The organism is Halanaerobaculum tunisiense (genome assembly GCF_054657635.1).
This window is the reverse complement of the sequence record NZ_BAAHYI010000004.1, coordinates 105,412-127,538: the sequence shown is the minus strand read 5'-3', so window position 1 is coordinate 127,538 and position 22,127 is coordinate 105,412. Positions and strand designations below refer to the sequence as shown.

Sequence of the window (22,127 nt, the reverse complement as noted above, 5' to 3'; positions counted from 1 at the left end):
CATTAATAATTTTATATTATCAACTACCAGAAATCAAGCTCTAAAGATAATTTAGTTCTCAAAATAAAAAGGACAAGCAATAATAGCCTGCCCTGATAACTAATTATCTTTTTATAATAATTTCTTGATCTTATCCTTTAGAGCATCAGACTTAGGCCCAAATATAACTTGGACACTACCTCCACCAGGCTTCATTACACCTGAGGCACCAAGATCTTTTAATCTAGCTTCATCAATCTTAGTATCATCAACAACTTCTAATCTCAATCTAGTAATGCAGGCATCAATATCTTCAATATTTTCTGCACCACCTAAAGCTGCAAGAATCTGGGCTGGTTTGCTATCATCAGCTCCCTGACTAGAATCATCATCGTCAGAAGATGGATTAGACATTACTGCTCCAGCAGCAGATTCTACTTCTCCTTCTTCTCGACCAGGCGTCTTTAGATCCCATTTTCTAATAGCAAATCTAAATCCAAAGTAATAAAGAACTGCAAAACCTAGTCCAACAATAATTGCTCTCCACCACGGAGTCATGCCTGGCATAACACCAAAGACAATAAAGTCAATAACTCCACCAGAGAAAGTCATCCCGATTCTTACATTTAACATATTCATCAACATAAAGGATAGACCGGCAAAAATAACATGAATTCCGTATAATACAGGAGCAACAAATAAGAAAGAGAACTCAAGCGGTTCTGTAATTCCTGTTAAGAAAGACGTTAATGCAGCAGAGAATAAGATACCACCAACTACTTTCTTCTTATGTTCCTTAGCTTCATGATACATAGCTAAAGCTGCTGCTGGTAATCCAAACATCATAAATGGAAACTTACCAGTCATAAATTTACCAGCACCTTGGTAAGACTCTGTACTGAAGTTTTGCACTCCATCTTGTAACATCTTCATAAAGATTGTCTGATCACCACTAACTACCTCTCCAGCTTTAGTGACATACTCACCAAACTCAAACCAAAATGGAGAATAGAAAATATGATGTAGACCAAAAGGAATTAATGCTCTTTCAAAGACACCAAAGACAAATGTAGATAGATTAGTATTAGTTTCATTAGCAAAGTAAGATAAAGCATGAAGTCCATCTTGGATTGGACTCCAGATTGTAGGCATTACTAAACCAATTAAAAAGGCTGCAACTGCTGTAACAATAGGAACAAATCTCTTCCCAGCAAAGAAGCCTAAGAAATCTGGCAGTTCTATATCAAAGAACTTATTATACATAATTGCCGCAAGAATACCAGCAATTAAACCACCAAAAACTCCTGTTTGTAAGGTTGGTATCCCTACAACTTCTGCGTATGCTGGATTACTACTTACCATTTCTGCTGTTACATTAGCCATTTGCCCCATAGTAGTATTCAAAATCAAGAATGCTACTACAGCAGCCAAACCAGCAACTCCAGCACCTCCAGCTAAACCAATTGCAGAACCTACAGCAAATAATAAAGCTAAATTATCAAAAATAACTCCACCTGCTTGCGCCATCATTGGCAAACCTAACTTAGAACCAAAAGCTAGTAGTAATCCTGCTGCTGGCAGAATAGCTACTGGCGTCATTAAAGCTTTACCTATTTTTTGTAATTTCTTAAATCCTTTCATTATCGAGAATCCCCCTTTAATGTGATTATAGTTTAGAAAAGGACCCTTATTCTTCTTATTATTATATTATTCCTTTCAACAATTCAATATCTGATCGAGTGTACTGGCCAGATGCTGCAGCATCTGTAAAAATAAATGACTAACTTACATTTTATATCCTCTTAAACTACAAAAGAGCTAGAAGAAGATATCCTTCTCCCTTGGTAAAGTAGACCACCAAGGAAGTGATATCTCCTCCTAGCTCATGCCTGCTCTACCAGTAACACGCTAGTTAGAGTTTATTTCCTAGGAAATATTCGCTTTTATTAATTGCAATTTATATTATACATGTTACTTTGCTTTTTGTCAATAATTAACTCAGAAAAAATAAGTAAAATGTCGATATCTGTAAAAATGACATTTATTCAATTGTTACTGTCAATACCTGATCTTGACCAGCAGTTACTTGTCCAGTATTTACTACCTCTAAATCTTCAATTTCATCCATATTAGTTACCAAAAAAGGGGTTACTGTTGCAGTAGCATTCTGTTCAATATACTCCAGATCAAATTCAATTAATTCTTGCCCCGCCTCAACTTCATCTCCTTCTTCAATTAGTTTTTCAAATCCGGCCCCATCTAATTCCACAGTATTGATCCCAATATGCAATAATAACTCTATTCCTTGGGCGGTTTCTAAACCAATAGCATGTTTAGTAGGAAATACCTGTTTAGCAACCCCTTCTACCGGAGCTACTAAAATACCTTCAGTGGGTTCAATAGCTAACCCATCTCCTACTGCTTTACTAGCAAATACATCATCTGGGACTTCTGATAGTTCTATTACCTCACCTGTTACTGGAGCTACTAACTCCACCTCTTCTTCTTGACTACCAAAAATATTAAACATAACAATTCCTCCCAATAACTAATTTTATAATAACTTTTTAATCTTATCCTTTAAAGCATCAGATTCAGGGCCAAAAATAGCTTGCACACTACCTCCACCCGGTTTCATAACTCCTGAAGCACCAAGCGCTTTTAATTTATCATCATCAATTTTGGATTCATCGGCAACTGCTAATCTTAGTCTAGTAATACAAGCATCAATATCCTCAATGTTTTCGGCTCCGCCTAAAGCTTCTAAAATTTGGGCTGGTCTACTCTCCTGATCCTCATCATCAGTTGGATTGGCCATTACATCTCCAGCCACCGAATCGACTTCACCCTCTTCGCGCCCAGGGGTTTTTAAATCCCATTTTCTAATAGCAAATCTAAACCCAAAGTAATAAATAACTGCTAGTACTAAACCAACAATAATTGCTCTCCACCAGGGAGTCATACCCGGCATAACCCCAAAAACAATAAAGTCAATAATTCCCCCAGAGAAAGTCATCCCAATTCTTACATTTAACAGATTCATTAACATAAAGGATAAACCAGCAAAAATGACATGAATTCCATATAATACTGGGGCAACGAAAAGAAAAGAAAATTCAAGTGGTTCTGTAATTCCCGTTAAAAATGATGTTAAAGCAGCAGAGAATAAAATACCACCAACTACTTTTTTATTATTATCTTTAGCTTCATGATACATAGCTAAAGCTGCTGCTGGCAGACCAAACATCATAAAGGGGAATTTACCTGTCATAAACTTACCTGCCCCTTGATAAGTGCTAGAACTAAAGTTTTCCACACCATCCTTTAACATTGCAAACCAGATTGCTTGATCACCATTAACTACTTCTCCAGCTTCAGTTATATACTTACCAAATTCAAACCAAAAGGGAGAGTAAAAAATATGATGCAAACCAAAAGGAATCAGAGCTCGTTCAAAAACACCAAATAAGAAAGTAGCAATATTCGTATTAGTTTCATTAGCTAAATAAGATAAAGCTTGTAATCCATTTTGGACTGGAGCCCAAATTGTGGGCATAATCAATCCTACTCCAAAAGCTCCAACTGCTGTAACAATAGGAACAAAACGCTTTCCAGCAAAAAAACCTAAAAAATCCGGTAGTTCAATGTCATAAAATCTATTATACATCATCGCTGCAATAATACCAGCAATTAAACCACCAAAGACTCCTGTCTGAAGAGTAGGAATTCCTATCACTTCTGCATACCGATGACTATTAGCTACCATCTCTGAAGTTACTCCGGCCATTTGGCCCATAGTTGTATTTAAAATTAAAAAAGAAACAATAGCAGCTAGCCCGGCTACTCCAGCATCACCAGCTAGTCCAATAGCAGAACCTACAGCAAACAATAAAGCTAAATTAGCAAAGATAACATTCCCTGCTTCCTCCATCATAGGAATGCCTAATTTATTTCCGAAAGCTAATAATAATCCTGCTGCCGGCAAGATTGCTACTGGTGTCATTAGTGCTTTTCCTATCTTCTGCAACTTTTTAAAAGCTTGCATTATTAGATCCTCCTTTAGATATCAAGCTAGATCTTTTTTTAAACGATGTAAGTGCATTGCTAAATAACCTACTTCGTCCTCTGGAATTTCATAATTCAATTCCCGTTCAATTAATTTAACTAATTTACTAGCTAACTGATAACAATCCGTAAAATTTTCTTTAATACTATCTAACAGAGGATTCTTATTAACCTCATCCTGTTCTATCCTCTCTAGAGCAAATCTTAAGTGAGTTACTAACCGAGCATAGCTCAAACTTTCATAAGAAAATTCAATATCCAATTCTTTTTTAACTATCTTAACCATATTTCCAATTAATGAAGTATATTTTACTGTTTCAGACATACCACGATTCTCTCGCGCCCCATAAATATGCAAGGAAATAAAACCAATTTCTTCCTCTGGAATGGAAAGATTAGTTCTCTCCTCAATCATCTCAGCAGCCTGCTGGGCCAACTGATACTCCTCGCTATATAAAGTCTTAGTCTCTGGCAAAAAGGGATTAGTAATTCCAGCCCCTTCTCTAATTCTTTTTAGAGCAAAACTAATATGGTCTGCTAATCCAAGATGAATATGATTGTCTAACTCTTCCTCTAATTTTGAAGAAACCATAGCAATAATTTCTTCGGTCAATCCAATTACTTCTTTATCAACTTCATCTACTAGCTGTTGATAAATTTCTTGTTTTTCCTCATGTACAGGAACAAACTCCTTCTCAATCTCCACTTCATCAGCTACAATAACATCTCCTGGTTGCTTAGAAAAACCTAATCCCTTACCTACTAAAACAAACTCCTGTTGTTGATTATTATTAACTTCTTTGTCAGTTAGTATCACATTATTATTAAAAATTTTTCTAACCCGATACTTATAATTATCTTCCCCAAGCTTGGTCATATTCACTTTCCTCCTATTAGTCCAAATACTAGATAGATTAACCCTTAAAGACAAAATAGCCAGGAAAAGATATAAACATGCTACTCTCCATTGTACAAGAAAGAGCATATTTATATCCTTTCCTAGCTGATGCCTGTTGATTCAGTAACAAACTAGTTGACTATAATTTAAGTTTAATTTTTATACATGATTATTATAATAACTAATATAATTAATGTCAAGAAACCAAAAGAAGGCTTAAAGCTTTCTAACAAAGAATAAGGGTGCTAAAGCACCCTTATCTCCTATAATCCTAATTTCTTACTAATTACTTTAGATGTGATCTTACTTATCTTCTTTTCAAAATCTCCTAGACCTTTTTCAGTAGTCGATAATATAACTGCTCCTAAAATATCCCCTTGTTTAACAATAGGAGTAACTAATAAAGAACCTAATTTATCCTCCTTCGTTCTAAAATTAACACATAAATCTTCATCTCTTGCCTCCTCTACTATACTTGTTTTTCGGGATTCAATTATTTCTTTAACTGTCTCTCCTAGTGTATGGTCTTGATATTCACCCAACAAGGAGGAAGTAGCTACTATTTTATCAGTATCAGAGATTAAAACATTACATTCTGTTGTTTCTTCTAATGTATCTATATAACTGCTTAAATCATCAAGTTCCTTAACGGGACTATATTTCTTTAAAACAACTGTATCATCTTTATCAACAAAAATCTCTAATGTATTACCATTATTAATCTTCATTTGAGTTCTGATTTCTTTAGGAATTACTACTCTACCTAAATTATCAATCTTACGTACGATTCCTGTGGCTCTCATTATTATCCCTCCTACCTTTTTGTATAGTATATTACTTCCAACTTAAATTTATTCTAATTTTGCTTTTCTATAATCACTTTCTCTCTATTCTTACAAAATTTATAAAGATGATTTATTGTATTTTATCCCCAAACATAAATAATACTAAATACTGAAGATAATAATTAAAGGAGATGATATAATATGAATCAAAACACTACAAATGATAATCTGCTTGAACAATTAATCAACCAGGAAATATCAATCCAAGAATATCTTCAATCATTATTCAAATTGGCAACTGAAAAAGAAAATTCTTATTAAATTATTCATATAAATTAGATAAGGTCCCTCAATGAGGGACCTTATCTACTTAAATCCTTCTATTTTCTTCTACTTGAGCATCTAATAATTCTTTATCGATAGTAGAATACTCAGATTTAAGCTCAATTAAACCCTCTTCCTCTAAAATTTCACTTACTTCAGCTAAACTTTCTCGTTTCTGCTCCGGTAACTGATTAATAAACTCCCGCACCTCTTCTTCTGAGGTTTTATACTCAAACTTAACTCCACCATATTTTAAAAAGTGTTCTGTTTTATCTGCCATTACACTACCTCCTTAGAGATCACTCTCTCCTATTTCCCGCTCATATTCAATATAATACTTAAGATTACTAACTACTGCTTTAATTAATTCTTCCTCTGGTACTTCTTCTAAAGTAGTATCCTGCTTTACTTCTTCAATATAATCAAGACTATTATCTGCTGGCAAACGGTCAAATCTAGGAATTATTATTTCACTTCTTACCTCATTATATAAATCAGGATATTCCTTTAGTTCAGAAATCAATTTTGTTTTAAAATCCACTCTGATACCCCGATTTATATTATTTGCAGTATTAATAAATAATATTTAGCTTATTGGAAAACTAAATATTACAAGATACAATTTTGGTTATTTAATCATTATTGATATAAAGTGGCACGAAAGTGCCACTTTATATCAATAAAAAAACTGACCTGCTCCCAAGGAACAGATCAGTCTAATAAACTACTATTCTTCTTTTTTCTTCCTAATAACTACAATTCCTAATTTCCCTTCTATATCTGTAGGGTTAATCGTCATCCCTTCTTCATCAGTCAATTTGAAATAATTTACTCCTGATTTATTAATGTCTTCTTTATCTAATTTAGGCATCTCTTGCAAATCAAAGTTAGTATAATTATAAATAGGATTATCTACTTCTTCTAAGCTATCTGTTAAATTAGTAGTTATCCAATTAAGATAGATCTTATTAAAGTCTCTATTAGTCACTTCTTCTATTACTTCTATAGGAGCTTCTGAACTAGTCATCATCTTCTTAATCATCTGTGGGCTATACTGCTCAGTTAAATAATTAGCAAATAAAGAAGCACCACCCATAAATGGTAAACTACCATCTTGAATTAGTAAATTAACTTGTTCAGAATTATTTAAGTAACCATATTCCTCACTATATACCCAACCATTTCCTTTATCTTGCGACCAACCTTTTCGTTCCGGATTAATATAACCTAACTTTTGCGGAGCTAATTGAGCCAGTGCCTGATCTATCCAAGCATCATTTGCTACTCTGCCTGTCTTAGCCTTAGCAGCAAAAAAGAATAAATGTTGATACTGATGAGCTGCTGCCGTCAATAAAGTATTTTTAGCTCGGTCAGGATTCAAGTAAAAAATTGGCCCTTCATTTCCTAGTTTTGGATATAAATCTGCTGGATCAAAGTAACCTGTCATATACTGATCAGCAAAATCTGTTAATAAGACTTCTACTCGACCTGTAGTATCTGTACCAGTGATCCCTGGATAAATTTGATTATCAAATTCTTTAACTAATGTATCAAGTTTTTCTTGACTAACTTCCTTATTATCAGCTACAAATACATTAATATGTTGACCAGATTTTTCTAAAGTAGCTGTTACTTTTCCTTGCTTCACTTTTTCAGGTAAAGAAAATTCTTTTCTAGCACCTTTAGAATAATCTGCTTTAAACTCAACAAAATTTGCTCCATATTTTTCAACTAATTGATTTCCTTTTTTACGTACATCATACACTTCATCCAAAGATAAATTATTCCAATTTAAATATGATAATGCAACAATTGTTTCTTCATCTTTAGCCAAATTCTTAATTACAATGTTCTCTTCTTGATCTTGACTATCGATTAAATACTGCTCGACTCTACCGCCTTCCATTACTACATCCAGATTTGATTTCTCCTGATTAAACTTAATCTTTTTTGTCCAATCTTCATATCCTGGACGAGAAATAGTAATCTCATACTCTCCAGTTACTAAATCTAAAAATTCTACTTCAGAACCATCCTTTTGCTTTTTAATTTTACCATTTTGTTTTAAGGTAACTTTAGCTGGTAGTTGATTGTGATTATTATCAGTAACATCTATTATTAAGTCACCTTGAGAAATTTTTTCTTCTAAATTTATAATAAATAAATCATCTTGCTCTATTGTTAATTCCTTTGTAACTGTATTATATCCTTCCTTACTTACTTTAACCTGATAATCTCCAGGAGATAATTCTTTTATTTTAAATACTCCTGCTGATTGCGACGACTCTTTAGTTACTTCTTGTTCATTATCTATAAACTTTAATTGACTATCTAATAAATTCCCAGCTTGATCTTTGACCTTCACTGTAGCCGTAACTGTTTTCTTTTCTTCAGATAAGGTTATAGTTGTTGGAGCCATATCCTGTTCTAAAACTAAAGAAACATTAGTATCTTGATATCCTTCTTTAGAAACTTGTATCTTGTATTCTCCACTTGGTAATTCTTCCTGCGTCAAAATTCCTTTTTCATTTGTCTTATCTTCTCCTACTTTTTGCCCCTTATGTATCAATTTTACATGAGCATCTGCTATACTTTCTTGCGCTTCAGTTTCTACTTTAATAGTTTGCTTCACCAAATTCTGATCATTACATCCTACAACTGTTATCGTTCCAATTAATAAAATAACTAACCATAATAATTTTCTGCTGTGTATCTTCTTCATCTAATCCCCTCCCTTTATTCAAACAAACTTATTTTTATAATCTATTTCTATAACCTATTTTTGTAATTGAATAAATATCACTAAACACCTTCTTTTTATTCAAATTGATTACTAAAAAATAAATAAGATTAGGTTTTAAAACCTAATCTTTATAAATCATTATTAAATTATAAAAAATTTATATCTGATTAATAATTATGTTTGAGGGGAGGAGGGTATTCCCCCCTGTTTTCTAAAATAAGTTTAAGATATCTTCATCAATTTTGTGGGATAAATTATTTTCTACTTCTTCTCTACCGCGTTTATAACTATTTTCAACTGTATTTTCAAAGATATCGTCAAATAGTGATTTGATCATCAGCATTTCTAAACTATTAAATCCTTCGTTTTCTACTTCAGCCTCTTTAAATCTATTCACCATATCATGAGCCACCTGCAAACAGTAATTGCCATCAACAAAGCCTTGCATTCTTTCCTGATCATTAAATTTCATTTTTTATCCCTCCCCTCAATTCTATTATTCACAAATTTAATAGTATTATTATACCAAAAAATTGCACTTATAAAATAATAAAAGAGCTGACTAAAGTCAGCTCTTTTCCTAATTAGTTAACTTTTTCAAACATATCCTTGCCTACTCCACAAACTGGGCAAGTCCAATCTTCTGGTAAATCTGCAAAAGCAGTTCCTGGTTCTATCCCATTATCTGGATCTCCTTCTTCAGGATCATAGACGTATCCACAAACTGTGCATTCATATTTATCCATATGTATCCCTCCTAATTAATAACTCTTACCATTAGTATAATACGCCACTTCAGAAATGTCAACTATTATCATCTCTAATATTATATTTCTCCGTTATAGATTTCTTCAATAGCTGTATCCACAATTACTCTAGCTTCACGAAAAGAACTTTTATATTTAATCTTCATCTTTTCTAAATGGTCAGCCCCTTTTTCAGTCAACCGATAATATCGAATAGATCTTTTATCAGGTTCATCCCACCAGGCTTTTAAATATCCTTCTTCCTCCATTTCTCTTAATAGTGGATACACCATTCCTCGCGATGGCTTCCAGCGAGTACCCATCTGTTCATTAATTGTATCTAAAATTTTTTGCCCGTACATTTTACCATACTTATCCATCAAATGAAGAATATAAATCGAAGTAAAAGCAGTAGTACTAATCTTAGCTGGAAACTGGCGGTTTAATTTCCCTTTATAATCAGCCATCTTAATCCCTCCTGTAATATTTAATCAACTTATATGTACTATTAAAGATAGTGTTTACTAAATCCTTCCTGAGAATAACAATAAACTAAAACTATACATCTACACTTATAAAATTCTGTTTTTTGTAGCAAACTAATTGTTAAGAAGGGAGGAAATTATAGCATGGGAATGACAGAAGGATCCGAAAAATATGAAGAAATAGATCATACGCACAAGGACAATCCTGCCGATCCAGCTAACGATTTAGCCAGTAGTAAAGAATTCACAGAACAAGTCCTTGGTGATAAGCAAGGACCAGAAAATACTCCTAAAGGCTATCCCGAAGGTCATAGTATGCCAGCTTTATTTGGCTGGATTACTTTTGAGTACCAAAGACAAATGGCCAATGATTTAGCAGAAATTGGCCAGGAAATAACTCCTAACAGCGAGATAGATAAAGAAGATAACTAATAACTAACTAGAGAATAGATCAGGTTAACCTGATCTATTCTCTAGTACTAATCAATATTTAATTTATAACACAGATGTCTTTAGATCTTCAAATAAAGAATAAACTGCTGGAACTATAAATAATAACAATAAAGTAGATGCAGTTAACCCACCAATTACTACTATTGCTAACAAAGAATACTTCTCTGCTCTTACTGCCAACTCTAATGCCAAGGGCAACATTCCTACATCAGTAGATAAAGTAGTCATCATAATTGGTCTAAACCTTAATCTAGCTGCTTTTAGAATAGCTTCTTTAGGATTTAATCCTTCGTTTTGGTTCTCAATAGCAAATTCAATTAAATGAATTGCATCATTAACAGCAATCCCTGTTAATAAGATCAACCCCATAATTGCAGGCATTGATAAATATTTTCCCGTTATTAGTAATCCAATTACAACGCCAATTAATTCCAACGGAATTGCTAACATAATAGTCAATAGATGCAAAAAAGATTTAAATTGAGCTACCAATAATAGATATACAAAAATTATCGCAAAAGCTAAACTAATCATCAATCTCTGCCTTGCTTCTAATAAATCATTCTTCTCCCCAGCAATATTTGCCTGATAACCTTGAGGAAGTTTGAATTCATCTATTACCTGCTGTAAATCTTGAGTTACCTTACTTAGTGGTCTATCTTTGGTATAACCAATTATATCTAAAGTATTCTCTAATCCTTCTCTAGTTACTAAATTAGGACCAGTTACTAATTCAATCTTAGCCAACTCTTTAACTGGCACTTGACCTTGGGGCGTAGTAATCATAATTTCTGTTAAATCCTGTTTGTCGGCCCTATCTTCTTCTTTATATCTGATATTAAGGGCCAAATCATCCTTGGTTTCCCTTTTATAATCTTCTGCAGTTTCTACTCCACTAACAGCAGTAGCTACTTGATTAGCTACTGCTTTAGTAGTTACTCCTAATCTAGCAGCTGTCTTACGATCTACCTGTAATTGATACTCAGGACTAGCTATTGTCCAAGTAGTAGTAATATTAGTAGCTCCTGGTACTTGTCTTAACTTAGGCAATAACTGCTTAGCTAACTGTTCTAAAATCTGTGTGTTCTCACCTGTTAAACGGACTACTAAAGGAGCCTTAGTAGTAGAAACAGCTGTAGTTCCTTTTTCTCTAACTACAAAAGATCTGATTCCTGGTATTTTAGCCATTTTCTGTCTAATTTCATCTTCTATCTCCCAAATATTTCTAGACCTCTGATCTCTATCACTTAAAATTACTGAACTAAATAACTGCTGAACACCATTGGCCCCTGTAATACTAGATACACTACTACCTGGTTTAGCTCCAATTTGACTAGAATACATTTTAACTTCTGGAACCTCTTTAATAATTTCTTCAATCTCGGTAGTGATTTCTGTAGTTTTAATTAACGAACTACCAGGTTCAGCTTCAACTGAAATATAAAGTTGACCACTATCCATTATCGGAACCATTCGTGAACCAATTAACGGAATTAAACTCAAACTAATTACTAATAAACTAACTCCTATTACTATAACTACTACTCGGTAGTTTAATACTTTATCTAACATTCTTAAATAAAATCCCCGACTATAGTTTTGTAAAAAGATTAACCGCTTTATAAAATATATTAGTTCTTTCTTCAGTTCGTCTCTTAAGCACTAGCGCCATAATCAAGGGAATAATTGTTAAAGCAGTAATTAATGAACCAGTCCAAGCAAATAATAAAGTCATAGCTAAAGGTCTAAACATCTGCTGAATAAATCCACCAATAAACATAATTGGCACTAAGACAATCATCGAAGTAAGAGAACCAGCTATTGTAGCCCAAGCTATTTCCTTTGCTCCCTCAATTGCTGCTTTTAAAGGAGATGTTTCTAACTTTACAAAATGTCGATTAATATTTTCAATTACTACAATTGCATCATCAACTAACATCCCTATAGCTAAAATCATACCAGTCATTGTTGTCGAATTTAAAGTTAATCCAAATACTTTTAATAAAGCTAACGTTATTAAAAATGTTAATGGGATAGAAATAAAAAGATTAAGACCATAGTTAAAATGATTCCTAACTGTAGACTACTAGCTAAATTATCGATTACTAACTTAACTAAATCAGATTGATCATCAGTAATAGTAAACTCCAAATCAGGAAAATCAGACCTTAATCCAGACAACTCTTCTTTAACTCTATTAACTACTGTAACTGTATTAGCATCCTGCTGTTTGATTATATTAATCGCTACAGCAGATTCTCCTTTAATCCGGAACTTACTTCTCACATCTTGATAAGATTTTTTTACTTGAGCAACATCTTTAAGATGAACTAATTCTCCTTGCTGGCCTCCTACAGTCCGAATCAAATATTCATTATTTGGTTTAGTAATTCTTCCTCCTGGTCTAGTAATATTTTCACCATTAACTTTAGTAATCAGATTACTTATTGAAATATTATATTCTTGCAATTTTTCCTGGTTAACACTGATATAAATAGCTTTTTTTGACATCCAAAAGCATTAACTGCAGCCACTCCTTTAACTAGTTGCAATCAATTAACCAGTTCATTATCTATTAAACTCCTTAATTCAGTTAACGTCGAGGAGTTAAAATTTCTACTTGAGACCCATTATCCATTCCAAGACTAACCTCTCTTTTAACAGCGTGACCTTCTTTAATCAAATATAAATACTCTGTAGCTCCTTCACTAAAGATAGCTTCTTTGGGAACTACTAAACTTTGCTTACGATCTTGGGTAATAATCTTTATTTGGGCTACCATGCCTTGCTTTAATTTATGATCATTATTATCCAACACAAATTCAATTCTGGTTAAGCCGGATTGATCAGTTACAGGATGAACTTTATTTACCTTAGCATTAAATACTTGGTTAGGTACTGAAGTAAAGGTTAATTCTGCTGGAGTTCCTGGCTCAATTACTCTTAAATCTTGGGCAGATACCGCTGTAGTAACTTTAACCTTTCATCTCCCCCTAACTACAACTTCACCTGTTGTAGCCAACTCATTGATAATAACTCCTTCCTGAGGAGCAGTTACTGTAGCATAATTTAATCTTAGCTTCTTCTAATCCATCCTCGGCTAACTTCACTCCTAACTGAGCCTTCTGTAAATCCTTCTCTAATAATTTTTGTTTAATATCTAACTGTCCTAATTTGACTTCTAATTTATCAGCTTCAATTTCAACTTTTTCTTGTTGGGCTTCTAAGTTATCCAATTTAGATTCAGAGATAGCCTCTTTAGCAAATAATTTTTTATTTCGTTGATAATCACTCTTTAATTTTTCTAAATTAGCTCTCGCCTCATCTATTTTAGCTTCTAATCCTTGCCAGCCAGCTTGATTCTTAGCTAAATTCAACTTAGCCGTCTTTCTTTCTTGGGCCAAATTAGTCAGATTCAATTTAATTTGTTGTGGTCTAGTTCAACCAATAATTCACCTTCATTTACTCTATCTCCTATCTCTACTTTCAAATCTTTTATTTTACCACCTACTTGAGGAGCTATTTTAACTTTTTGATTTAACTCTACTCGACCAGTATAGTTTAATTACTTACTGATCTCATCTTTGCTCACTTTAGCTACTTTAACTGGAATCCCCCGATCACTATTTTCTGCTTCTATTTCAACAGGAGACTTTCTTGCCTGTTGGACTCTACCAACAATTAATCCTGTTACTACTAATACTAAAATAATTATCAAAATACTGATCTTATTATCCATTCCTTACACCTCTCAGTTAATAGTCATCAGTCGTGAATAGAATTTTTTCGTAATGAATTTGCTCACAACTCATAAATTGATATAAAGTAGCCCAATATAACTTTTGCCCCCTGTAAACCAGAGGGCAATATAAACTACAGACTAGGAGTTTTAACATTTAAAACAACAAATTCTTCCCCTTGATCTGCCTGTAAAGACATTTTAGTGTTCGGAGAACAAGGAATAATATCCTTAGCTTCTACTACCTTCTTCTCATCTCCAATTCTCAAAGTTCCTCTCCCCTCTACTATATAAAAGAATACATTAACTGGAACTGAATGTTCTGGTACTTCATCTCCTGGCTTTAATACTAAATTCATTACCTGCGTATCTTCATTCTTAAGTATCTTTTTAACTGTTATTCCTTCCCATCTCTTACTTCCTTCAAGTTGATCCATCTTAATAATTTCCATTACAATCTCCTCCTTAGTTTATTAATTTACGATTTATAATTAATAATTTACAATTAAGCATCTTTAATTATTAATTTTCAACTCTCAACTATGAATTATTAACTATTTTCCTAATCCTAACCAAATTTGATTAATTATTTTTTTAGCTTGAGGAAAACTAAAATCATCATTCTGAGCTACTTTCATAGCCACTCCTCGAATAGTATTAAAGATAGCAGTAGCAATTAATTCCGAATTAACTTCTCTAATTTCCCCTTTTGCTTGCGCTTGGCCAATCATCTTAGCTAGTAAATCCGGTAACTGATTCATAAAATCATCAACTGCTGCTAGACTATGATTACTCGGTAAATTACTTTCTTGCACTAAAACTGTAGTAGTAGCAGGATTAGATTTTAAATCATTAAAATGTTGATCTAAAAAAGATACTAATTTTTCTTTTAAAGATAAAGCCTCATCTTCTTTTAACTTCTGCAATAACTTAATTCGTTTATCAAACTCAATTGCAAAGATATGATTTAAAATTTCTTTCTTATTCGAAAAATAATTATAAACTGTCCCTACCGCCACATTAGCTTGCTCAGCAATCATTTTCACTGTTGTATTATAATATCCTTCCTGAGCTATTATTTTAATAGCACTCTGTCTAATCAACTCTTTTTTGGCCACTTTTATTTCTCCTCCTTTCTTTCTGAATGAATGTTCAGTCATCTCAATTTAAATTATAATATAGATTCTTTTTCTCCTCTGTGAGATTAATCACACAATAAAAATCATTTAAAAAATATAGTTTCTTAAACTACACTCGTCTCTATAACTCTTCTATCTTCAGTATCAATATATTCTAGACTATTGTAGCTTTTTCATTTTGTATAATAAAAGCAAATCTACCAACTAAATACTAAACATAAATGGCTTTAGAAGATTAAACTGTTAAGATAAAAAATATCTTTTAACTATCTAAATAATTTTACATAACCTATAATAAAATATAATTAGGAGGTGTTATAAAATGATATTCCCTAAAACTACCATTGAAACTAAATCAGCAAAAATCATTCAAGAATTTCAAGGAATTGGCCATAAAATGGTCACTTCAGATAGAAATATTCTGCAAAATGTTGGTGCAATTATTGTTAGTGGAGAGGACAATAATCTTATGAATATGTCTGATATCAAAACTAAATATCCTACCTATTAATTTAAATTTATTATGTATTTTTCGATTACTTGACAACCAAAATATTAAATAAGAAAAGAACTTTTTAAATAGAGGAGGAAATTTAAAAAATGAATAACAAAATTGCTATTGAAGGTGGATTATCAAATGTTACACAAGAACTACAAGATAGTAACTATGACCTAGTTAATTTAGAGGAGAGTAATTTAGAAAATGTGGAAGCAGTTATTCTTAACGGTGAAGATAATAACATGATGAATATGTCCGATATCAAAACTGAAGCTCAAGTAATTAATGCCCAAGGTCTATCAGCTTCTGAAGTAAAAAGTGAACTCCAAAATAGATTAGTCTAAACAAAAATAAAGGAGAACGGCATTAGCCGTTCTCCTAATCTCTCTAATTAAACTGCCTGGACTTCTTTAACATCGGACACTTCTTCTTTTAATCTTTTTTCAATTCCATTCTTTAAAGTCATCTGGGACATAGGACAACCAGCGCAGGCACCTTGTAGTTCTACCTTAACTACTCCTTCATCTGTAACCTCAACTAATTCTACATCTCCTCCATCAGCCTGTAGTGATGGTCTAACTTCATCTAATACTTCTTTTACTTCTTCCTTCATAATTTATTCCTCCTTAATTTATAATTTAATATTACTAACTTGTTCCTCTAATTTAGCAACCAAGTTAAGATAACCTGCTTGAATTCCGGCTCGATTAGCATTTTCTTCAACTATTTTAGCTTCTTCTTCTACCTCAGCCATAACCTCAGAGCTTAATTCTGCTTGAGCATAACTATAAATAATATTATTCTCCTTATAAATATGTCCTGACAGTAAATCAGTATAAGCTATAGCATTACCAATGACATCTACTTTTGCATTTTGATTACCATTTTTTACATCTTCTAAAGCAGATTCCAAATTATTAATAAAGTACCTACCTAAATCATGTTCAGAAAACATGGCTTCAATAGGGTCTTTTTCTTCTTCCTCATCATCTAAATCTAATTTTTCCGACATCACAGCAAAGAGAATATCCTCTTCTTTACCATGATGGTGTTGATCAGCATAATTTCTCACAAAATCTATTGCCTCAGTAAAAGCTGTAAACTCAACCTGATCTGTCTGCAAAATTTTAACACATAATTTGCGCATAACTACTAGCATTCGTTTAATATTATCATGTTCTTCTCTTAGCAATTCTATAACCTTCATCCTCATTCCTCCTTATCAACTGACTGATTTGCAAATAATTTATTCATAAAAGAGATAATAGGAGCTATCTTAACTAAAGTAGGAGCACCTCTTAACCAGACAACTTGCCGCAACACTTCAATGATTTCTTCTTTAGTTGCTCCCTTCTGAACTGCTTTATTCAGTTCTAACTTAGCTCTTTTTTCGTTACCTCCAAATACTGCTGAGGATAAAGCTATTAAGTATTTATACTTTAAGGGAATTACTTCATCACGCCAGACAAGATCATGATAATCAGAAATTAGTTCTTGAAAATCCTCTCCTAATGCTTCACCACTCATAATCCCAGGAGGAATGAAACCTAACTCCTCTTTGAATTTTTCTTTCATCTCTTCCTTATCAAATTTTTCTTGACTCATAAATTAATTCCTCCCTAATATAATTATATCTTTAATTTATAGTTTATCTCACTTAGACTATTTATATTATATTCCTTACTTAATAAAATTTATATGATATTTATCACACACTTGCGGTTCAGTTAGAGTAAATAAATGGACCCGGTCACCATTAATCTCTAACTCAAGATATATATAATCCCTCACCTTAAGTTCTATATATTATTTATTTAAATTTTTCTTTTTAAGTTCCTGCTTTTTTATTTTTTTCTTCTGCAATAAAGTAGGACCAGCTTCACAGCTGGGACCCCTTATCAAACTGCACGAACGGTTTTCCCGTATACAGCTTTCGGTTATTGGTGCTCCATATCAGAGAGTAAGTCAGCGACTCTATGTTACCATAGATGTATATTTCACTCTCGATTACAGCACATCAGTAAGCAGTGAATCTAGTCCTTCTTCTCTTAAAAACTTATTCGATAAGCGATAATTCTGATGAATTATCGCTTTCTTTCCTTCTATGAAAGAACGTATTCTCATTCTTATCCATTTATCTAATTTCCTATATAATGTTTTGATATTGCCTATTTTAAAGTAATGTCCCCAGCCTTTTAGTACTAAATTTAACTCATCAATTATTATTTCCAATTTCTGAGGTCTATTTCTTCTAGTTATATCTCTTATTCTATCTTTAAAGTTATTTATTGCTCTATCTCTTGGACTTTTATAATACCAATGATGAAATCTAAATCCTAGAAATTTAAACCCATCATAAAAGTTTGTTATCACTGTCTTCTCAGGATGGAGTTTTAATTTTAATTCATTTTCTATTATCTGACGAGTTACTTGTAATGCTCTTTTGGCTTTATCTTTACTTTTGGTCAATACTACAAAATCATCAGCGAAGCGAACTAGTTTATATCCCCTTCGAGTCATCTTCTTATCAAAGTAATGTAAATAGATATTAGCTAATAAAGGAGAGATCACACCTCCTTGAGGTGTTCCTTCTTTAGTCTCTTTTCTTCCTTCTTCGGTCATGACTCCTGCAGTTAGCCACGATCTAATTAAGTCTAATACCCATCCATCACTTATATATTCTACTATAAAATCCATTAATAAATCATGGTTTATAGTATCAAAATAAGATTTTATATCTGCATCTACTACCCAATCGTAACCTTGCTGTTTATATTCTTCTATTTTCTCTATTGCATCATGGGTTGATCTGTTAGGTCTGAATCCAAAAGAACATTCACAAAACAATCTCTCAAAGTGTATTTCTAAGATTTGTTTGACTGCTTGTTGGGCAATCCTATCTTTAATTACTGGAATCCCTAGTGGTCTCTTTTCTCCATTTTCTTTTGAGATATACGTTCTTAGTACTGGTCGTGGCTCATATCTATCCTCTCTTAACTGCCTATATAATTCTTGCATATTCAGTTTATAGTTATTTCTATATTCATTGATACTTACATTATCAATTCCACCACAACCACCATTAGCCAGCACTTTTTGTCCTGCCTTATGCATTCGCCATTTATCTGTGATTAAATCTTTCAGACTGTATAAGGTTCGAAAATTTTTTTCACCTATCCTAATTTCACTACTTACCAGTTCTTTCTTTCCTGTCTCGATATCTTAACCCTTATCTTCATAGTACTCCTAAGCACGTCTTTAGGCTCTCACCAATCGCACCTCTTAGTTCACTACTACTTAAGTCATGGTATTTCCTAAATTCATCATATTTTCAGTTATTATTTCCTGTCTATATTTCTTTTAGAGCTCACTATCTTTAATAGCGTCTAAACCATTCTTATTAAGATATCATTGACAGTCTATTCTTAACTTCAATAACCTGACTATCCTTCACTGTAATCAACTTTCATTGATTTTTTTCGCTACTATGATAGCTTCTGAACTCTAATATATCCTCACTCTGGCTTTCCCATTTTAGGTTATACCATCATTTATCTCTATAGATTTCTATACAGAACTATATTAGAGACTCCTCTGGTCAATTACGAAAACTATTATAGCCATCCCAACCATAATCACACCTAGTAATTCGACATGGACACTCTCGTTATCTCGCTTTTTATCCAGAGCCACCTGCATCCCCCAAGTCGACATTGGACTTCTTCATTTTTATGGTGAATCGCCACTACTAAATGCCACCGACGGTTCACATATTGTTTTAGGCTGACTATTCACCTCAAACTCTTCAGATTCTATCTCACGATAGACACCCTGTTACTATTGGTTTCACACACCGATACGACGAAAACAGCATGGATAGAATTCTCATCTACTATTTTCATAATCTACAGAGCACACATAAAAAAAAAGGACACAATTTCACTGTGTCCTTAGGATTTCTTATAAATAAACCCACTATAAGGGGGCAACTTAAAGTTAGTAAAGGTCTTATCTGTAACCTGCAAATTAGTTGCCTCCTGGGATTGATTAGCAGTCACTTGGTTAATATCAGCTAACTTACCCCAACTTCCTGAAGAAGGGAACTCTAAGTCAACTGGTATCTCTTGACCAGCGAAATTAAGCATAACTAACAGTTGTTGATTTCCTTCTTTAGCAATCCAACCAATAACTTTTTGGTTACCTCCCTGTCTACTAGGCATCCACGGGCCAACCATCCAGCTAAATTTACCACTCTCAATAGGATTACTATCTGATATCTTTAAAGCATCATATTTGTTACGCAAATTAATCAACTGCTGGGTCCACTGATAAAACTCATTATACTGATAACCAGGACAATTAGGATCAGGAGTCACCTTATCAATATCAATTATATTTGCTTCCCGATTGACTCCAAATTCTTGGCCCATATAAATCATTGGCTGACCTAAAGCAACCATAGTAGCCATCATGGCTAACCTAGCTTTGCGATCTTTAATATCACAATTTAAGATATCATTGGTTTCCACTTCATATCTAATACTAGGTTCATCATGACTAGCACTATAATTGATAACATTATTTGTATGAGCAGCAAAGTGATTCTTACAAAAATAAAACATATCCCCTAAATCATCCGGACTATCATCACACCAACTTCTATAGACTCCTTCCCGCAATAATGCTTTTAGCTTATCATGGAATAAATCAGCCCACTGGGCATAACCATTAAACCCAGCAAAGTTCAAATCCTCTTGGTTAGGTAAATTTTCTGCAATCAAGATCAAGTCAGATTTAAAACCAGAATCTCTAATCTTCTCTTGAATCTGATATAATAATTTATGGTCAAGATAATTTGTATGTGTAGCATCAAATCTAAAACCATCAATATGATATTCTTCAATAAACATCTTACAGGAATCAACTAACATATTATTAACTTCATCTCGACTAGTATCTAACCGATTACCCCATTTAGTCTCGCCAGCAAAGTATAAACCACCGGGATTAGAACCATCAGCAATTAATTTCCAGAGAGGATTAAAATCATTAGAGGTATGATTAAATACTTGATCCATAATTACAGTTAAACCGTGCTTATGAGCTGTATTAATCATCTCCCGAAAATCATCAGGACTACCAAAATCCTGTTCTACAGATAAGAAACTACAGGGATCATAACCTAAACCAAAATCACTCCAAGCCTCTGAAGTAGGCATTAAAGCTAAAGCAGTAACCCCTAGATCATTAAAATAACCTTCTTTAATCCGCCTAGTAATTCCTCTAAATGTACTCTGATCCTCTAAAGGAATATCCGAATCACCATCAGTAAAACCATATACATTTAACTCATAAATAATCAATTGACTTATATCAGGAGTACTCCAATCCTTATCCGTCCAGTTAAAAGTAGTAGGGTCCACTACAACACAATTGTCAAGATCACGGTCAGAACTATACACTCTAGTATAAGGATCATAAACTGGACGTTCTCGCCCAGCAGTACCTCCTTGCACATAAAATTTATACTCTATTTGTTCTTTAGTTTTCTCTTTAACTTGGGCAGCAGGCACTCTAACCCACCAGATATTAGGTTGATCATAAAAACCACGGTAGAGATCAAGTTTGATTAAATCTTCATCAGATGAATAAGCACAATCTCGACAGCTATTAGGCGTCTGAAAATTATTGAGATTAGAACTTAGATAAACTCTAGCTGCTCGAGGATGAAAAAAACCAAAACTAACAGAACCATCTGTTAACTTATGAGCTCCTAACAAGGATGGCGTCTCAAAATCAGAAACATCAGTAGTCGGCAAATAAAAATTCTCTTGGGGAACTAAATCTTTAATTTCCTGATATACTTCTCTAATATGACCTACTGGCTTAGCTGGTTTGACATTATATACATTATAAAAATCAGCGCTACACCAGATCTCTCTACCTAACCCAAAATCATAACTTCTATTATTTTCTTCATCTTCCCAAACTACTCCTCTTCTACCTACATCCTTAAATTTGAAGTTAAAACTATTTCTATTAATTACTACATCATAATAAACACCATACTCATCTCTACCACTAGGAGCGAATTCCTGTTCTAAACTCCCAGTTCCTACAGTCCAAACCCATAAATGAGGCTGGTTAAAATCATTTCCATTATCATAGTGGATACGAACTTTACTTCTCACTTTGATTCCTCCCCTTGCACCATCATCATTTATTATTATAAACTAATTTCGGAGGAATCATTACCTATTTTATGAAATTCT

The 22,127-nt window shown here is 33.1% G+C and carries 25 protein-coding genes and 2 pseudogenes; 3 read left to right on the top strand and 24 right to left on the bottom strand.

Going from position 1 to position 22,127, the window contains the following annotated elements; translation table 11 throughout:
* Positions 1 to 111: 111 nt before the first annotated feature.
* The 11 genes from ptsG (ACYQ3D_RS05165) to ACYQ3D_RS05115 form a co-directional block, all read right to left on the bottom strand.
* Positions 112 to 1,620, bottom strand: coding sequence for a glucose-specific PTS transporter subunit IIBC (gene ptsG, locus ACYQ3D_RS05165; RefSeq protein ID WP_459836868.1), 1,509 nt, complete (start codon positions 1,618 to 1,620; stop codon positions 112 to 114).
* A gap of 400 nt (positions 1,621 to 2,020) precedes the next feature.
* On the bottom strand, positions 2,021 to 2,509 hold the full coding sequence (locus ACYQ3D_RS05160) for a PTS sugar transporter subunit IIA (RefSeq protein ID WP_459836867.1): 489 nt from the start codon (positions 2,507 to 2,509) through the stop codon (positions 2,021 to 2,023).
* A 24-nt stretch (positions 2,510 to 2,533) separates the two neighbouring features.
* On the bottom strand, positions 2,534 to 4,024 hold the full coding sequence (ptsG, locus tag ACYQ3D_RS05155) for a glucose-specific PTS transporter subunit IIBC (RefSeq protein ID WP_459836866.1): 1,491 nt from the start codon (positions 4,022 to 4,024) through the stop codon (positions 2,534 to 2,536).
* Positions 4,025 to 4,045: 21 nt separating this feature from the next.
* Positions 4,046 to 4,921 (bottom strand): glucose PTS transporter transcription antiterminator GlcT, encoded by an 876-nt coding sequence (glcT, locus tag ACYQ3D_RS05150; protein ID WP_459836864.1) that lies wholly within the window; start codon positions 4,919 to 4,921, stop codon positions 4,046 to 4,048.
* Positions 4,922 to 5,205: 284 nt separating this feature from the next.
* Positions 5,206 to 5,745, bottom strand: coding sequence for a stage V sporulation T C-terminal domain-containing protein (locus ACYQ3D_RS05145; protein WP_459836863.1), 540 nt, complete (start codon positions 5,743 to 5,745; stop codon positions 5,206 to 5,208).
* Between the two features lie 352 nt (positions 5,746 to 6,097).
* On the bottom strand, positions 6,098 to 6,331 hold the full coding sequence (locus ACYQ3D_RS05140) for a hypothetical protein (protein WP_459836861.1): 234 nt from the start codon (positions 6,329 to 6,331) through the stop codon (positions 6,098 to 6,100).
* Between the two features lie 12 nt (positions 6,332 to 6,343).
* A complete protein-coding gene (locus ACYQ3D_RS05135; RefSeq protein ID WP_459836860.1) occupies positions 6,344 to 6,592 on the bottom strand; it encodes a hypothetical protein in 249 nt (82 codons plus the stop codon).
* A gap of 186 nt (positions 6,593 to 6,778) precedes the next feature.
* Complete coding sequence (locus tag ACYQ3D_RS05130) at positions 6,779 to 8,773, bottom strand: MSCRAMM family protein (RefSeq protein WP_459836858.1); 1,995 nt, start codon at positions 8,771 to 8,773, stop codon at positions 6,779 to 6,781.
* 232 nt (positions 8,774 to 9,005) lie between these two features.
* On the bottom strand, positions 9,006 to 9,266 hold the full coding sequence (locus tag ACYQ3D_RS05125) for a hypothetical protein (RefSeq protein WP_459836857.1): 261 nt from the start codon (positions 9,264 to 9,266) through the stop codon (positions 9,006 to 9,008).
* A 112-nt stretch (positions 9,267 to 9,378) separates the two neighbouring features.
* Positions 9,379 to 9,540: a rubredoxin gene (gene rd / locus ACYQ3D_RS05120; protein ID WP_459836855.1), complete on the bottom strand. Its 162-nt coding sequence runs from the start codon at positions 9,538 to 9,540 to the stop codon at positions 9,379 to 9,381.
* A gap of 80 nt (positions 9,541 to 9,620) precedes the next feature.
* Positions 9,621 to 10,007: a PadR family transcriptional regulator gene (locus ACYQ3D_RS05115; RefSeq protein ID WP_459836854.1), complete on the bottom strand. Its 387-nt coding sequence runs from the start codon at positions 10,005 to 10,007 to the stop codon at positions 9,621 to 9,623.
* A gap of 162 nt (positions 10,008 to 10,169) precedes the next feature.
* Here ACYQ3D_RS05115 and ACYQ3D_RS05110 point away from each other — a divergent pair, with 162 nt between their 5' ends.
* Entirely contained in the window at positions 10,170 to 10,457 is a 288-nt protein-coding gene (locus tag ACYQ3D_RS05110; RefSeq protein ID WP_459836853.1) for a hypothetical protein, read from the top strand.
* Positions 10,458 to 10,520: 63 nt separating this feature from the next.
* On the opposite strand, the gene ACYQ3D_RS05105 is transcribed toward ACYQ3D_RS05110, so the two are convergent.
* From ACYQ3D_RS05105 to ACYQ3D_RS05070, 8 genes and pseudogenes are all read right to left on the bottom strand, one after another.
* Positions 10,521 to 12,050, bottom strand: a complete 1,530-nt coding sequence (locus tag ACYQ3D_RS05105; RefSeq protein ID WP_459836852.1) for an efflux RND transporter permease subunit — start codon at positions 12,048 to 12,050, stop codon at positions 10,521 to 10,523.
* Positions 12,051 to 12,069: 19 nt separating this feature from the next.
* Positions 12,070 to 12,989 (bottom strand): annotated as a pseudogene (locus ACYQ3D_RS05100) (efflux RND transporter permease subunit).
* 82 nt (positions 12,990 to 13,071) lie between these two features.
* Positions 13,072 to 13,440 (bottom strand): annotated as a pseudogene (locus tag ACYQ3D_RS05095) (efflux RND transporter periplasmic adaptor subunit); the annotation flags it as partial.
* Between the two features lie 61 nt (positions 13,441 to 13,501).
* A complete protein-coding gene (locus ACYQ3D_RS05090) occupies positions 13,502 to 13,897 on the bottom strand; it encodes an HlyD family secretion protein (protein WP_459836851.1) in 396 nt (131 codons plus the stop codon).
* The gene (locus ACYQ3D_RS05085) at positions 13,894 to 14,001 is read right to left on the bottom strand and encodes a biotin/lipoyl-binding protein (RefSeq protein ID WP_459837004.1); all 108 of its coding nucleotides are present in this window, start codon (positions 13,999 to 14,001) and stop codon (positions 13,894 to 13,896) included. The genes ACYQ3D_RS05090 and ACYQ3D_RS05085 overlap by 4 nt, the downstream gene beginning before the upstream one ends.
* Before the next feature lie 42 nt (positions 14,002 to 14,043).
* Positions 14,044 to 14,217, bottom strand: a complete 174-nt coding sequence (locus ACYQ3D_RS05080) for a hypothetical protein (protein WP_459836850.1) — start codon at positions 14,215 to 14,217, stop codon at positions 14,044 to 14,046.
* Between the two features lie 134 nt (positions 14,218 to 14,351).
* Positions 14,352 to 14,669, bottom strand: a complete 318-nt coding sequence (locus tag ACYQ3D_RS05075; RefSeq protein ID WP_459836849.1) for a cupin domain-containing protein — start codon at positions 14,667 to 14,669, stop codon at positions 14,352 to 14,354.
* A gap of 102 nt (positions 14,670 to 14,771) precedes the next feature.
* Positions 14,772 to 15,335 (bottom strand): TetR/AcrR family transcriptional regulator, encoded by a 564-nt coding sequence (locus tag ACYQ3D_RS05070; RefSeq protein WP_459836848.1) that lies wholly within the window; start codon positions 15,333 to 15,335, stop codon positions 14,772 to 14,774.
* Positions 15,336 to 15,678: 343 nt separating this feature from the next.
* On the opposite strand from ACYQ3D_RS05070, the gene ACYQ3D_RS05065 reads away from it, so the two are divergent.
* Both ACYQ3D_RS05065 and ACYQ3D_RS05060 read left to right on the top strand, forming a co-directional pair.
* Positions 15,679 to 15,867, top strand: coding sequence for a YkuS family protein (locus ACYQ3D_RS05065; protein ID WP_459836847.1), 189 nt, complete (start codon positions 15,679 to 15,681; stop codon positions 15,865 to 15,867).
* Between the two features lie 89 nt (positions 15,868 to 15,956).
* Positions 15,957 to 16,199, top strand: coding sequence for a YkuS family protein (locus ACYQ3D_RS05060; protein ID WP_459836846.1), 243 nt, complete (start codon positions 15,957 to 15,959; stop codon positions 16,197 to 16,199).
* Between the two features lie 47 nt (positions 16,200 to 16,246).
* Here the strand turns inward: ACYQ3D_RS05060 and ACYQ3D_RS05055 are convergent, their stop codons facing one another.
* From ACYQ3D_RS05055 to ACYQ3D_RS05035, 5 genes are all read right to left on the bottom strand, one after another.
* A complete protein-coding gene (locus ACYQ3D_RS05055) occupies positions 16,247 to 16,468 on the bottom strand; it encodes a NifU family protein (protein WP_459836844.1) in 222 nt (73 codons plus the stop codon).
* An 18-nt stretch (positions 16,469 to 16,486) separates the two neighbouring features.
* Positions 16,487 to 17,062: a hemerythrin domain-containing protein gene (locus ACYQ3D_RS05050; RefSeq protein WP_459836843.1), complete on the bottom strand. Its 576-nt coding sequence runs from the start codon at positions 17,060 to 17,062 to the stop codon at positions 16,487 to 16,489.
* A 2-nt stretch (positions 17,063 to 17,064) separates the two neighbouring features.
* Positions 17,065 to 17,460, bottom strand: a complete 396-nt coding sequence (locus tag ACYQ3D_RS05045) for a carboxymuconolactone decarboxylase family protein (protein ID WP_459836841.1) — start codon at positions 17,458 to 17,460, stop codon at positions 17,065 to 17,067.
* A gap of 402 nt (positions 17,461 to 17,862) precedes the next feature.
* Positions 17,863 to 18,969 (bottom strand): group II intron reverse transcriptase/maturase, encoded by a 1,107-nt coding sequence (gene ltrA / locus ACYQ3D_RS05040; RefSeq protein ID WP_459835361.1) that lies wholly within the window; start codon positions 18,967 to 18,969, stop codon positions 17,863 to 17,865.
* 836 nt (positions 18,970 to 19,805) lie between these two features.
* Entirely contained in the window at positions 19,806 to 22,046 is a 2,241-nt protein-coding gene (locus ACYQ3D_RS05035) for an alpha-amylase family glycosyl hydrolase (RefSeq protein WP_459836839.1), read from the bottom strand.
* Between the last annotated feature and the right edge of the window lie 81 nt (positions 22,047 to 22,127).